10 protein-coding genes are annotated in these 14,467 nt (G+C 70.7%); 8 read left to right on the top strand and 2 right to left on the bottom strand.

The genetic code is table 11. The features are described from left to right. Window positions 1-223: 223 nt before the first annotated feature. Together QQS16_RS12460 and QQS16_RS12455 are read right to left on the bottom strand one after the other, a co-directional pair. Window positions 224-1,180 carry a hypothetical protein gene (locus QQS16_RS12460; protein ID WP_286061707.1) on the bottom strand — a complete coding sequence of 319 codons (957 nt, stop codon included), beginning with the start codon at window positions 1,178-1,180 and terminating at the stop codon, window positions 224-226. A gap of 714 nt (window positions 1,181-1,894) precedes the next feature. Further along, on the bottom strand, window positions 1,895-2,056 hold the full coding sequence (locus QQS16_RS12455) for a hypothetical protein (RefSeq protein ID WP_286061706.1): 162 nt from the start codon (window positions 2,054-2,056) through the stop codon (window positions 1,895-1,897). A gap of 627 nt (window positions 2,057-2,683) precedes the next feature. Between QQS16_RS12455 and uvrC the strand changes: the two genes are divergently transcribed. The 8 genes from uvrC to tpiA all read left to right on the top strand — a co-directional run bounded on the left by uvrC (window position 2,684) and on the right by tpiA (window position 14,383). Beyond that, window positions 2,684-4,861 (top strand): excinuclease ABC subunit UvrC, encoded by a 2,178-nt coding sequence (gene uvrC / locus QQS16_RS12450; RefSeq protein ID WP_286061705.1) that lies wholly within the window; start codon window positions 2,684-2,686, stop codon window positions 4,859-4,861. Continuing rightward, window positions 4,858-5,862 carry an RNase adapter RapZ gene (rapZ, locus tag QQS16_RS12445; protein WP_286061704.1) on the top strand — a complete coding sequence of 335 codons (1,005 nt, stop codon included), beginning with the start codon at window positions 4,858-4,860 and terminating at the stop codon, window positions 5,860-5,862. Before uvrC ends, rapZ begins: the two co-directional genes overlap by 4 nt. After that, the gene (locus QQS16_RS12440) at window positions 5,859-6,926 is read left to right on the top strand and encodes a gluconeogenesis factor YvcK family protein (RefSeq protein WP_286061703.1); all 1,068 of its coding nucleotides are present in this window, start codon (window positions 5,859-5,861) and stop codon (window positions 6,924-6,926) included. Before rapZ ends, QQS16_RS12440 begins: the two co-directional genes overlap by 4 nt. Beyond that, window positions 6,917-7,906 carry a DNA-binding protein WhiA gene (gene whiA / locus QQS16_RS12435; protein WP_286061702.1) on the top strand — a complete coding sequence of 330 codons (990 nt, stop codon included), beginning with the start codon at window positions 6,917-6,919 and terminating at the stop codon, window positions 7,904-7,906. Before QQS16_RS12440 ends, whiA begins: the two co-directional genes overlap by 10 nt. Before the next feature lie 148 nt (window positions 7,907-8,054). After that, on the top strand, window positions 8,055-11,006 hold the full coding sequence (locus QQS16_RS12430) for a M14 family metallopeptidase (protein ID WP_286061701.1): 2,952 nt from the start codon (window positions 8,055-8,057) through the stop codon (window positions 11,004-11,006). 238 nt (window positions 11,007-11,244) lie between these two features. Then, window positions 11,245-12,255: a type I glyceraldehyde-3-phosphate dehydrogenase gene (gene gap, locus QQS16_RS12425; RefSeq protein WP_286061700.1), complete on the top strand. Its 1,011-nt coding sequence runs from the start codon at window positions 11,245-11,247 to the stop codon at window positions 12,253-12,255. A gap of 134 nt (window positions 12,256-12,389) precedes the next feature. Beyond that, the gene (locus tag QQS16_RS12420) at window positions 12,390-13,601 is read left to right on the top strand and encodes a phosphoglycerate kinase (protein WP_286061699.1); all 1,212 of its coding nucleotides are present in this window, start codon (window positions 12,390-12,392) and stop codon (window positions 13,599-13,601) included. Window positions 13,602-13,606: 5 nt separating this feature from the next. After that, on the top strand, window positions 13,607-14,383 hold the full coding sequence (gene tpiA, locus QQS16_RS12415) for a triose-phosphate isomerase (RefSeq protein WP_286061698.1): 777 nt from the start codon (window positions 13,607-13,609) through the stop codon (window positions 14,381-14,383). Window positions 14,384-14,467 lie beyond the last annotated feature (84 nt).

The following is a 14,467-nucleotide window of genomic DNA, read 5'->3' as shown; positions in this document are numbered from 1 at the left end:
CTTCCCGGGATGGGCACCGGGAACATATCTCATCCAGTGGCAGACGTAAACGCTTGCGCAAACGCTTACGTACGTCGAAAGCGTCATCGAAGGAGGCGTCGGACGGCACCACCACCGCAGCGACCACCGCAGCCACCACCGCGACCGCAACCGACCCTCTGACCGCTGCCACCGCCGGCCGCGCCGGCTCGTGGCCTGTCGGCTCGTGGCCCGCCGGGTACGGTCACTCCCAGTCCCAGGCGATCCCCACGATCCCCGACCGCACCCGCGGTTCGACGAGGTGCACCGAGTGGTGGCGTCCGGTGAGGGCCAGCTCCTGGCGGCTGCTGCGGGGCGCCGCCGCCGAATGCTGGGTGAACCGGTGGCAGCGCACGGGCAGCGCCTCCTCGTCGAACCGCACCTGGAGCGCGTACTGGCCGCCCGCGGGCCCGAACCCGCGGACGCACTCCCGCGACACGCCCGCTGTGCCGTCCTCGACGGTGTACCGGAAGAGGAAGGTGTCACCGGCCCGCAGCCGCGTGTCGAAGAGCAGCTCGGCCACCAGCACCCCGGTGCCGTCGTGCGAACGGATCTGCCCGGTACGGCAGTTCTCCAGTGCCCGCACGGTCATCCGCTCCGGTGCGCACCCCGGGTCACCGTGGTGGACGGCCACGAAGCGGTCGACGCCGTCCCGGTGGGCGCGCACGATGTGGTGCGACTCGCGTCCCGCCAGCTCTCGGCGGGCACCGATCCGTACCCGTTCGTGGTGCCCGAGGGTGTGCAGTCCGCCGTCGAGCGGTGAGCCCAGTTCGGCCAGCAACTGGTCCAGGATCTCCGAGGCGGCCACCAGGGAGCGGTAGGAGCGGGCCGCGGGCCGCCGCGCCGCGGGATCCTCGTCGGCCCGCGCGAGCAGCCGGATCAGCGACTCCTCCGGCAGTTGGAGGATCTCCTCCAGCGCCCGCACGGCCCGCAGCGACTCCGGGCGCTGGGGACGCCGGGCACCCTGCTGCCAGTAACTCAGGCTCGTCACACCGATATTGACCCCGTGGCGTGACAGATGGTGCTGCACGCGCTGCAACGGCAGTCCGCGGGCGGCGATCGCGGCACGCAGGGCGACGTGGAAGGGGCCGCCACGCAGAGCCGAGTCCAGGTCCGCGGTGGCGACGCCGGCGACGTCCGCGTGCTGTGTGGCGTGCGGCATGCAGGGGCCCTTTCTGTGAATGGTCACCACGGTTGGTCGGACCGTGTGCGAAGAGGAGCCGGGGCCACCGTGCCGGCGTCGGGGGTCTTCACATCCGTACGCCGTCGTTCAGGGCCCCGAGTTCCCCCGCATTGAAGCGTGTTGACCAGGTCCCGACAACACCTCATGCCCAACGGTGGCCGACTCCTGACCGAGTCGGCGCTCACCGCTCAAGGGCCGGTACTCCCCTGATCGCGCCCGCGCGGGCAGCGCCGACGTGTGCGGGAACCCGCGCGCGGGACTGCCGGCGATGACTTCGACGCCTCCTCCAGGCGCGCGGCATCGCCCGGCGGTCCTCCGCGAGGACGACCCCGACTCCGCCCTGCGCGCCGTGGCAGCCGCGCTCCCGTCCCCGTCGACCTGCGTGGGCCCGAGCCACGACCTTGACCGTACGGCCGCCCGTACGCGGGCCCGAGCCATGACACTGGCCGCCCGGCCGCCCGGCTGCCCGCTCGTGCGCGGACCCGGGACACGACACTGGCCGCCCGTACGCCGGGGCCCGGGCCACGACCTTGCCCGCATGGCCGTACGGCCGCCCGTACGCGGGCCCAGGGCACAGACGTGACCGCCCGAGGCGTACGCGGGGGGAAAGGTCCAGGAGGGGGAGCCTGGACGCGGTGATGTCGCGTACACCTCGGGCGGTCGGGTTCGGACGGAGACACAGCCCCGTCCGGCTCAGAGGCGGGGGTGTCCACCGCCTTGTTCCCGCGATACGCGCTTGGCGCGCACGATGTCGGGGTCGCGCGGGTCGAGCAGGTCGTGCAGCGTGTACGTCTCGTCCGTGGTCCGGTCGGCACGGGCCGACCGCCGTCGCTTCTCGATCCGTGTCCGCCGCATGTCTCGCAGCCCTTCGGCCGATGACCGCCGTCCCGTCCGGAGCGGCGAGTCCTTTTCTATCCGCGGCCACTCGCGCCGCCCTCGCGCCCGGCCTCAAGTCGCCAGGGCGAGCCTCACGACCAGGCACAGGGCGCGGAGTCATGAGAACGAGCCGCTTCCGCCGATCCGGTCCAGGGTCCCGACGGGATCGCCGCCGGCTGTGCCCCGGCCCGGCTCCTGAGGAACTGACCGGTCACGTCACTGGCCTACCCCCGCCTCCTGGTGGCGGGCCGCTCCCACCGTCGGCAAGGCCTCCCAGAGCGGGACGTCCTCGTCGGCGAAGACGTCATGTCCCCGCCTGCTCTCGTGCGATGTCCATGCCGCGTCGGCCTGTCCCTGCTGCGGAAACCGTTCGCGGCGAGCGGCACGACGACCCGCTGTCCCGCCCCGGTGCCCGCGAGCGTGAGGTCCTCGCCCATGGCGGAGGGCCGCTCGCCCCCGGCCCCTCCGCGGGAAGCCGAGCCAACGAGCCCGCCAGCCCGCCAGCCGCGATGGATCCGGTTCTCGGATGCGGGATGCGGGATCCGGGCGGCCGGCGTCGTCCACAGGCTCGCCGCGCTGTCAGCCCTCGCCAGTAGGGTGTGAGACATGGCCGATCCCTCCAGCTACCGCCCCCGGCCGGGACAGATCCCGGACTCCCCCGGGGTCTACAGGTTCCGTGACGAGCACCGCCGGGTGATCTACGTCGGGAAGGCGAAGAGCCTGCGCCAGCGCCTGGCGAACTACTTCCAGGACCTGGCGGGCCTGCACCCCCGCACCCGCACCATGGTCACCACGGCGGCGTCCGTGGAGTGGACGGTGGTGTCCACGGAGGTGGAGGCGCTACAGCTGGAGTACTCCTGGATCAAGGAGTACGACCCCCGGTTCAACGTCAAGTACCGCGATGACAAGAGCTACCCGTACCTCGCGGTGACGATGAACGAGGAGTTCCCGCGCGTGCAGGTGATGCGCGGTCACAAGAAGAAGGGCGTCCGGTACTTCGGTCCGTACGGGCACGCCTGGGCGATCCGCGACACCGTGGACCTCCTCCTGCGCGTCTTCCCGGTCCGCACCTGCTCGGCCGGTGTGTTCAAGAACGCCACCCGCACCGGCCGCCCCTGTCTGCTCGGCTACATCGGCAAGTGCTCGGCGCCCTGCGTCGACCGTGTCTCCGCTGAGGAGCACCGCGAACTAGCCGAGGACTTCTGCGACTTCATGGCCGGGCGCACGGGCACCTATCTGCGCCGCCTGGAGAAGCAGATGATGACGGCGGCAGAGGAGATGGAGTACGAGCGGGCGGCTCGCCTGCGCGACGACATCGAGGCACTGAAGAAGGCGATGGAGAAGAGCGCGGTCGTGCTCGCCGACGCGACCGACGCCGACCTGATCGCGGTCGCCGAGGACGAGCTGGAAGCGGCCGTGCAGATCTTCCACGTCCGCGGCGGCCGGGTGCGCGGTCAGCGCGGCTGGGTCACCGACAAGGTCGAGGAGATCACCACCGGCGCCCTCGTCGAGCACGCTCTGCAGCAGCTCTACGGCGAGGAGAAGGGTGACGCGGTGCCCAAGGAGGTCCTCGTCCCGGCGCTGCCCGACCCGGTGGAGCCGGTTCAGGAGTGGCTCACCGGGCGGCGGGGGTCGAACGTGTCGCTGCGCATCCCGCAGCGCGGTGACAAGAAGGCCCTCATGGAGACCGTGGAGCGCAATGCCCAGCATTCGCTCGTGCTGCACAAGACCAAGCGTGCCTCCGACCTGACCACACGCTCACGGGCGCTGGAGGAGATCGCCGACGCCCTCGTCCTGGACAGTGCGCCGCTGCGGATCGAGTGCTACGACATCTCGCACCTCCAGGGCGACGACGTCGTGGCCTCCATGGTCGTCTTCGAGGACGGCCTCCAGCGCAAGAGCGAGTACCGCCGCTTCGAGATCAAGGGCTTCGAGGGCCAGGACGACGTCCGCTCCATGCACGAGGTGATCACCCGCCGCTTCAGGCGCTACCTGGCCGAGAAGGAGCGCACGGGGGAGTGGACCGCCGGCCAGAACGGCCAGAATGGTGTGAACGGCCAGAACGGCCAGAACGGCCAGAACGGCCAGAACGGCCAGAACGGCCAGAACGGCCAGAACGGTGCGAACGCCGATGCTGATGCCGACGCCGGCCTCGACGGCATCGGCAACGGTCTCACCGAGGAGGACGGCCGTCCCAAGCGGTTCGCCTACCCGCCCCAGCTCGTCGTCGTCGACGGTGGCCGGCCCCAGGTGGCCGCAGCCAAGAGGGCCCTCGACGAACTCGGCATCGACGACATCGCCGTGTGCGGCCTGGCCAAGCGCCTGGAGGAGGTCTGGCTGCCCGGCGAGGACGACCCCGTGGTCCTGCCCCGCACCAGCGAGGGCCTCTACCTCCTCCAGCGCGTCCGCGACGAGGCGCACCGCTTCGCGATCAGCTACCAGCGCGCCAAGCGCGCCAAGCGCTTCCGGTCCAGCCCGCTGGACGACGTGCCGGGCCTCGGCGAGACCCGCAAGCAGGCGCTGATCAAGCATTTCGGCTCGGTGAAGAAGCTGCGGTCCGCGACGATCGACCAGATCTGCGAGGTGCCCGGCATAGGCCGCAAGACGGCCGAGACCGTCGCCGCCGCCCTCGCCCGGGCGACCCCGGCCGCACCCGCCGTCAACACGGCGACCGGCGAGATCATGGAAGACGATGAGAACGGGGCACCCGAGACGACGGCGGATGCCCCGGGGGAGTCCGTGTCCGCGGGCGCCCCGGACGAACGACGGGGGCAGGAGACATGACCGAGCACGAAGCACAGCCCACAGCGGATCGAGATCACACGCACCAGGACACCGGCGAGGATCCCGCACGGGAACCGACCCGCCAGGAAGACGGAGCACAAGTGAGTACGGGCAGCGAAACAGCCGGGGCCCCCGAAGCGGCCATCCCCGAGCTTGTGATCATCTCCGGCATGTCCGGGGCCGGCCGCTCGACGGCCGCGAAGTGCCTGGAGGACCTCGGCTGGTTCGTCGTCGACAACCTTCCGCCCGCGCTGATCCCCACCATGGTGGAGCTCGGCGCCCGCTCCCAGGGCAACGTGGCGCGCATCGCGGTCGTCGTCGACGTCCGTGGCCGCCGGTTCTTCGACAACCTCCGGGAGTCCCTCGCCGACCTCGACAGCAAGCAGGTCACCCGGCGGGTCGTCTTCCTGGAGTCCTCCGACGAGGCCCTCGTGCGCCGCTTCGAGTCGGTGCGCCGCCCGCACCCCCTCCAGGGTGACGGACGGATCGTCGACGGCATCGCGGCGGAGCGGGAACTGCTGCGTGAGCTGCGCGGCGACGCCGACCTGGTGATCGACACCTCCAGCCTCAACGTGCACGAGCTGCGCGCCAAGATGGACGCCCAGTTCGCCGGCGAGGAGGAGCCCGAGCTGCGGGCCACCGTGATGTCCTTCGGCTTCAAGTACGGCCTCCCCGTCGACGCCGACCTGGTCGCCGACATGCGGTTCCTGCCCAACCCGCACTGGGTCCCGGAGCTGCGCCCCTTCACCGGCCTCAACGAGGAGGTGTCCGCGTACATCTTCAACCAGCCCGGCGCCAAGGAGTTCCTGGACCGGTACGCCGAGCTGCTGCGGCTCATCGCCGCCGGCTACCGGCGGGAGGGCAAGCGGTACGTGACGATCGCCATCGGCTGCACGGGCGGCAAGCACCGCTCGGTGGCCACGTCGGAGAAGCTCGCCGCGCGCCTCGCGGCCGAGGGCGTGGAGACGGTGGTCGTCCACCGGGACATGGGACGGGAATGACGGGACGTTCTCCGCGGCTGAGCAGGCTGCGCCGGGTCGTCCCCGAGGGACGGGCGAGCAAGCCCGTCGAGGCCCGCGGTGCCAAGCCGCGCCGCCGGGGCGCCCAGCCCAAGGTGGTCGCCCTCGGTGGGGGGATGGGCCTGTCCGCCTCGCTCGCCGGCCTGCGCCGGATCACCGGTGACCTCACCGCCGTCGTCACCGTGGCCGACGACGGCGGCTCCAGCGGGCGCCTGCGTGACGAACTGGGGGTGCTGCCGCCCGGTGACCTGCGCAAGGCGCTGGCCGCGCTGTGTGGCGACGACGACTGGGGGCAGACCTGGGCGCGAGTGATCCAGCACCGCTTCCAGTCCAAGGGTGACCTGCACGAACACGCGGTCGGCAACCTGCTGATCGTCGCCCTGTGGGAACAACTGGGCGACCACGTCCAGGCCCTCGACCTGGTGGGCAGGCTGCTGGGCGCGCACGGGCGCGTGCTGCCCATGTCCGCCGTCCCCCTGGAACTCCAGGCCCTGGTCCGGGGCCACGACCCGGACCGGCCCGAGGACGTCGACACCGTGCGCGGACAGGCGACCGTCGCCCTCACCCCCGGCGAGGTGCAGTCCGTGCACGTCGTGCCGCACGACCCGCCCGCGGTGCCGGAGGCGGTGGAGGCGGTCCTCGACGCGGACTGGGTGGTGCTCGGCCCGGGCTCCTGGTTCTCCTCGGTCATCCCGCACCTGCTCGTGCCCGAACTGCTGGACGCGCTGACGCAGACGAAGGCGCGCCGGGTACTCTCCCTGAACCTCGCTCCGCAGCCGGGAGAAACAGAGGGCTTCTCCCCGCAGCGTCATTTGGAGGTTTTGGGACGACACGCCCCTAAACTCGCCCTGGACGTGGTGCTGGCCGACGAGGCCGCCGTGCCCGACCGTGATGTGCTCACCGAGGCCGCCAAGCGGCTCGGCGCCGCGGTCGAGCTGGCCCCGGTCGCCCGGAGGGACGGAACTCCGCGGCATGACCCGGAGCTGTTGGCCGCCGCGTACGACCGTATTTTTCGGATGCATGGAAGGATCGGCCCATGGCGATGACGGCAGCGGTGAAGGACGAGATCTCCCGGCTCCCCGTCACCCGTACCTGCTGCAGGAAGGCGGAGGTCTCCGCCATTCTGCGGTTCGCCGGCGGCCTCCACCTGGTGAGCGGGCGCATCGTGATCGAGGCGGAGCTGGACACCGCGATGGCGGCCCGCCGCCTCAAGCGGGACATCCTGGAGATCTTCGGCCACAGTTCCGAACTGATCGTGATGGCGCCCGGCGGACTGCGCCGCGGCTCGCGCTACGTCGTCCGGGTCGTCGCCGGCGGTGACCAGCTGGCCCGGCAGACCGGCCTGGTCGACGGCCGGGGCCGCCCGATCCGGGGGCTCCCCCCGCAGGTGGTCTCGGGGGCCACCTGCGACGCGGAGGCCGCCTGGAGAGGCGCCTTCCTCGCGCACGGCTCGCTCACCGAGCCGGGCCGCTCCTCCTCCCTGGAGGTGACCTGCCCGGGTCCGGAGGCCGCGCTCGCGCTGGTCGGCGCCGCCCGCCGGCTGTCGATCGCGGCGAAGGCCCGAGAGGTGCGCGGCGTGGACCGGGTCGTCGTCCGTGACGGTGACGCGATCGGCGCGCTGCTCACCCGGCTCGGCGCCCACGAGTCGGTGCTGGCCTGGGAGGAGCGCCGCATGCGCCGCGAGGTGCGGGCCACGGCGAACCGGCTCGCCAACTTCGACGACGCCAACCTGCGCCGCTCCGCGCGCGCGGCCGTCGCCGCCGGTGCCCGGGTCCAGCGCGCCCTGGAGATCCTCGGGGACGACGTCCCCGAGCACCTCGCCGCCGCCGGGCGGCTGCGCATGGACCACAAGCAGGCCTCCCTGGAGGAGCTGGGCGCGCTCGCCGACCCGCCGCTGACCAAGGACGCCGTGGCCGGGCGTATCCGCCGCCTGCTGGCGATGGCCGACAAGCGCGCCTCCGACCTGGGCATCCCGGGCACGGACGCCAACCTCAGCGAGGAGTTCGCCGACAATCTCGTGGGCTGACCGAGATCTCGCAACACGCCGGTGCCACCGCCCACTTGGGTCGTCGGCGCCGGCGTTCGCCCATGCGCGCGGCGTCCTTGACTGGATCATGGATTGACATGAGCCTGGCATGGTTCTCCACTGTGGAGAACCCACGCTAGGGGGGTTCATGAGACGAAGAGCGAGACCGATCCTCGCTGTTGGTGCGCTCCTGCTGGGCGGTGCGGGCATCGCACCCCTCGCACAGGCCGCGGAAAGCACCGGCTCGTCCGATCCGAACGAGGTCAAGGTCTTCCGTGCCGAGGTCACCCAGCAGCAGGTACCCCTGCTGCTGGCGGCCGGCCAGGACGGACACGAACTCAGTGAACAGGTGCCCGAGAAGGGCGAGGCCACCGTCGAGGTGTACCTCACCGACCAGCAGGCCGACGCACTGGAGGACCAGGGCGTCGACCTCACCGAGCACACGCTGTCCGCCAGGGCGGAGGCGCGCGTCGAGGACGCCGCCGAGGGCGTGTTCCGCCCGTACAGCGGAAGCGGCGGGCTGAAGGAGGAGATCGTCAGGACCGGTCAGGAGAACCCCGGCCTCACCAAGGTCGTCTCCATCGGCAAGACGGTCAACGGCCAGGACATCCTCGCCCTGAAGATGACCAAGGGCGCCAAGAAGTCCAAGGACGGCTCCAAGCCGTCCGTGCTGTACCTGTCCAACCAGCACGCGCGCGAGTGGATCACGCCGGAGATGACCCGCCGGCTGATGCACCACTACCTGGACAACTACAAGACGGACAAGAAGATCAAGAAGCTCGTCGACTCGACCGAGCTGTGGTTCGTGCTCTCGGCCAACCCCGACGGCTACGACTACACCTTCCAGGACTCCGACAACCGCCTGTGGCGCAAGAACCTGCGCGACAACAACGGCGACGGGGCCATCACCACCGGCGACGGCGTCGACCTCAACCGCAACTTCCCCTACAAGTGGGGCTACGACGACGAGGGTTCGTCCCCCAACCCCACCAGCCAGACCTACCGCGGCACCGCCCCCGGCTCCGAGCCCGAGACCAAGGCGCTGGACGCCTTCGAGAAGCGGATCGGGTTCACGTACGGCATCAACTACCACTCCGCCGCCGAACTCCTCCTCTACGGGGTCGGCTGGCAGGTGGCCACCGACACGCCGGACGACGTCCTCTACGAGGCACTGGCCGGCACCCCCGAGAACTCCGCGATCCCGGGCTACCACCCGCAGGTCTCCTCGGAGCTGTACACCACCAACGGCGAGGCCGACGGTCACGCGGCCAACGTCAACGGCACGGCGATGTTCACCCCCGAGATGTCGACCTGCCAGACGATCTCTGACCTCTACCCGGACGACCGGTGGAACGCGGCCGACTGCCAGTCGGTGTTCAACTTCCCGGACGACGAGAACCTGATCCAGCAGGAGTTCGAGAAGAACATCCCGTTCGCGCTCTCCGTCGCCGAGTCCGCCTCCCACCCCGACCGGCCGTCCTCGGCGGTCGGCCTGAGCGCCGCCGACTTCACCCCGGCCCCGTTCACGACGTCCTACTCACGCGGCGCCGACCAGGAGGTCTCCGTCGTCGTACGGAAGTCGGTGCGCGACAAGGAGCTCAAGTACCGCGTCAACGGCGGACGCACGCTGGACCAGGCGCTGCGGCCCTGGAAGGGCGGCGAGACCTACGGCGGTGAGGACAACCTCTACTTCGACGAGTACCGGGCCAAGGTCCAGGACGGCGTCCCGGGCGACAAGGTCGAGGTGTGGTTCACCGGTGAGACCAGGAGCGGCAAGAAGGTCTCCAGCGCGCACTTCACCTACACCGTGGCCGAACGGCCCCGCGCGGACGTTCTCGTCGTCGCCGAGGAGGGCGCGGCCGCCACACAGGCGCAGACCTACGTCGACACACTGAAGGCGGCCGGCCGCAAGGCGCTCGTGTGGGACGTCGCCACCCAGGGCGCGCCGGACGCGCTCGGCGTGCTGAGCCACTTCGACACCGTCGCCCACTACACGGGCGCGAGCGTCCCCGGCATCGCCACCCAGCTCCAGCTGCGCGCCTTCCTCAACGAGGGCGGCAAGCTGCTGGAGGCGGGCGAGCTGGCGGGCGGCAGCGTCGCCCTCGCCGACGGCACCCCGACGAACGACTTCAGCCAGTACTACCTGGGCGCCTACTCGCGGACGTCGACACCCGGGGCCACCGCCTTCACCGGCTCCGGCGAACTCGGCGGCCTCACCGGCGCCCTCGGCCCCGCCGCCGGCAACCCGCTGGACCGGGCCGGCACGTACGCCGTGACCTCCGACGAACTGCCCGTCGACAGGTACCCCCAGTTCGCCAGCGCGGGCGCGGGCCAGTTCGCCGGGACCGTCAACCCGTACGGGCCCTACGCGGGCTCCTCCATGGCGGCCGCCGTGCACACCGACGACGCCTACAAGCGGCTGACCCGGACCGTGGACCTCACCGAGGTGAGCGCCGCCGACCGGCCCACGCTGCGCACCCAGCTGCTGTGGGACACCGAGCCCGGCTACGACAACGTGCTCGTCGAGGCGTACACCACCGGCGCCGACGACTGGACCACGCTTCCCGAGGCGGGCGGCGCGACCAGTACCGCCGTGCCGGCGGAGTGCTCGGCCGGGTACTACGTGGGCGAGCACCCGCAGCTCGCGCACTACCTGACCGTGGCCGCCGACGGCTGCGCCGCGACCGGCACCACCGGCGCGTGGAACGCCCTCACCGGCGCCTCCAGCGGCTGGCAGCAGGTGAACTTCGACCTGAGCGCGTACGCCGGCAAGTCGGTCGAGGTCGCGATCAGCTACGTCACCGACCCGGGCAGCGGCGGGCACGGCGTGCTCGCGGACGACGCCTCCCTGGTCGTCGGCGGCAGCGCCACCGAGACCGAGGGCTTCGAGACCTCGCTCGGCGCCTGGAGCGTGGCCGGACCGCCCCCGGGCAGCCCGGCCGTCCTCAAGGACTGGGCGCGTACCGGGGCGCTGTTCCAGACCTACGGTGCGGTCACCACGGACGACACCGTGCTCCTCGGCTTCGGTCTGGAGCACGTCGCCACGGCCGCCGACCGGACGGCTCTGGTGAGGAAGGCCCTCGCGGCGCTCGACGAGTGACGTACCAGGTCAACCCGGTGTGACTCGGTACAGCGAGAACGGGTGACCGGTCTTCGGGCCCGGGCGGTCCGTACCCCTACTGACGGGTACGGGCCGCCTCGCCGTGTATGGGGCATCTCGATGTCACCACGGGGGCCACAGAGAGGTAGGGTCGTAGGCGGTCGGGGACATCCCATACAGCTCATCCCATACAGCTCGCCGGATTCGAACCCGGCGTACCAACGAGGAGATCGGTTTCGTGACGATCCGCGTAGGCATCAACGGCTTTGGCCGCATCGGTCGTAACTACTTCCGCGCGCTGCTGGAGCAGGGTGCAGACATCGAGATCGTGGCTGTCAACGACCTGGGTGACACCGCGACCACCGCTCACCTGCTGAAGTACGACACCATCCTGGGCCGCCTCAAGGCCGAGGTGTCGCACACCGCCGACACGATCACCGTCGACGGCAAGACGATCAAGGTGCTCTCCGAGCGCAACCCCGCCGACATCCCGTGGGGCGACCTCGGTGTCGACATCGTGATCGAGTCGACCGGCATCTTCACCAAGAAGGCCGACGCCGAGAAGCACATCACCGGCGGCGCCAAGAAGGTCCTCATCTCGGCTCCGGCCAAGGAGGAGGACATCACGATCGTGATGGGCGTCAACCAGGACAAGTACGACCCGGCGAACCACCACGTCATCTCCAACGCCTCCTGCACCACCAACTGTGTAGCGCCGATGGCCAAGGTGCTCGACGAGAACTTCGGCATCGTCAAGGGCCTGATGACGACGGTCCACGCGTACACGAACGACCAGCGGATCCTGGACTTCCCGCACTCGGACCTGCGCCGCGCCCGCGCCGCCGCCGAGAACATCATCCCGACCACCACGGGTGCCGCCAAGGCCACCGCCCTGGTCCTGCCGCAGCTCAAGGGCAAGCTGGACGGCATCGCGATGCGCGTCCCGGTCCCGACCGGCTCGGCCACCGACCTGGTCGTGACGCTCCAGCGCGAGGTCACCAAGGACGAGGTCAACGCCGCGTTCAAGAAGGCCGCCGACGACGGCGACCTCAAGGGTTACCTGACCTACACCGAGGACCCGATCGTCTCCTCGGACATCGTCGGCGACCCGGCCTCCTGCACCTTCGACTCCTCCCTGACCATGGTCCAGGAGGGCAACTCGGTGAAGATCCTCGGCTGGTACGACAACGAGTGGGGCTACTCCAACCGCCTCGTCGACCTGACGGTCTTCGTCGGCAACCAGCTCTGATCGACAGAGCAGGCACCTCGATGTGAGGTCAGGGCTCGGGCGGTGCGGTGACGCGCCGTCCGAGCCCTGACTCACGTACAGATCAGCCCTCCTACGATCACGAGCATCACGAGTCCTCACCAGGAGTTCCCTCCATGAAGACGATCGACGAACTTCTCGCCGAAGGCGTGGGCGGCAAGCGGGTCTTCGTCCGCGCCGACCTGAACGTGCCGCTGGACGGCACCACGATCACCGACGACGGCCGTATCCGCGCCGTCGTGCCCACCGTCAAGGCCCTCGCCGAGGCGGGCGCCCGGGTGGTCGTCGCCTCGCACCTGGGCCGTCCCAAGGGCACCCCGGACCCCGCCTTCTCGCTCGGCCCGGCCGCCGCGCGGCTCGGTGAACTCCTCGACGCCTCCGTGGCGTTCGCGACCGACACGGTCGGCGAGTCCGCCCGCGCCACCGTCGCGGACCTCGCCGACGGCCAGGTCGCCGTCATCGAGAACCTGCGCTTCAACGCCGGCGAGACGTCCAAGGACGACGCCGAGCGCGGCGCCTTCGCCGACCGGCTGGCCGAGCTCGCCGACCTGTACGTGGGCGACGGCTTCGGCGCGGTGCATCGCAAGCACGCCTCGGTCTTCGACCTCCCGGCCCGCCTGCCGCACGCCGCCGGCCACCTCATCGCCACCGAGGTCGCCGTCCTGAAGAAGCTCACCGACGACGTCGAGCGGCCCTACGTCGTCGCCCTCGGCGGCTCCAAGGTCTCCGACAAGCTCGCCGTCATCGACCAGCTGCTCGGCAAGGCGGACCGCCTCCTCATCGGCGGCGGCATGGTGTTCACCTTCCTTAGGGCCAAGGGGTACGAGGTCGGCGCCTCCCTCCTCCAGGAGGACCAGATCCCGGTCGTCCAGGAGTACATCGAGCGGGCGGAGAAGAACGGCGTCGAGCTGGTCCTCCCCGTCGACGTGCTGACCTCCACCGGCTTCCCGGACCTGAAGACCAAGGCGCCGTCGGACCCCCGCACGGTCGCCGCGGACGCCATCCCCGCCGACCAGCTGGGCCTGGACATCGGTCCGGAGACCCGCAAGCTGTACGCCTCGAAGCTCGCCGACGCCGCCACCGTCTTCTGGAACGGCCCCATGGGCGTCTTCGAACACCCCGACTACGCCGAGGGCACCAAGGCGGTCGCCCAGGCCCTCCTCGACTCCCCGGGCTTCACCGTGGTCGGCGGTGGCGACTCCGCCGCGGCCGTCCGCATCCTGGGCTTCGACGAGAACGCATTCGGCCACATCTCGACCGGCGGCGGCGCCTCCCTCGAATACCTCGAGGGCAAGACGCTCCCCGGTCTCGCCGCACTGGAGGACTGACCCAGATGAGTACGCGCACGCCGCTGATGGCGGGCAACTGGAAGATGAACCTCAACCACCTCGAGGCCATCGCCCACGTCCAGAAGCTCGCCTTCGCCCTGGCCGACAAGGACTACGACGCCGTGGAGGTCGCCGTCCTGCCGCCCTTCACCGACCTGCGCTCCGTGCAGACCCTGGTCGACGGCGACAAGCTCAAGATCAAGTACGGCGCCCAGGACATCTCCGCGCACGACGGCGGCGCCTACACCGGCGAGATCTCCGGTGCCATGCTGGCCAAGCTGAAGTGCACGTACGTGGCCGTCGGCCACTCCGAGCGCCGCCAGTACCACAACGAGACCGACGAGCTGGTGAACGCCAAGGTCAAGGCCGCCTACAAGCACGGTCTGACCCCGATCCTGTGCGTCGGCGAGGAGCTGGACGTCCGCGAGGCGGGCAACCACGTCGCCCACACCCTCGCCCAGGTCGAAGGCGGCCTCAAGGACCTCCCGGCCGAGCAGGCCGAGACCGTCGTGATCGCCTACGAGCCCGTGTGGGCCATCGGCACCGGCAAGGTCTGCGGCGCCGAGGACGCCCAGGAGGTCTGCGCGGCGATCCGCGGCAAGGTCGCCGAGCTGTACACGCAGGAGCTGGCCGACCGGGTCCGCATCCAATACGGCGGCTCCGTGAAGTCCGGCAACGTCGCCGAGATCATGGCGCAGGCCGACATCGACGGCGCCCTGGTCGGCGGCGCTTCCCTGGACGCCGACGAGTTCGTCAAGATCGCGCGGTTCCGCGACCAGTGAGTGTGCGGTAGCGGCGATCCGTCGTACTCTTGCGGGGGCATGGTGGCCAGCCACCGTGCCCCCGTCGTCCATCCAGTTCCGAGG

It is taken from the genome of Streptomyces sp. ALI-76-A (genome assembly GCF_030287445.1).
Lineage (GTDB): Bacteria > Actinomycetota > Actinomycetes > Streptomycetales > Streptomycetaceae > Streptomyces.
This window is presented reverse-complemented; position numbering and strand designations above follow the sequence as displayed.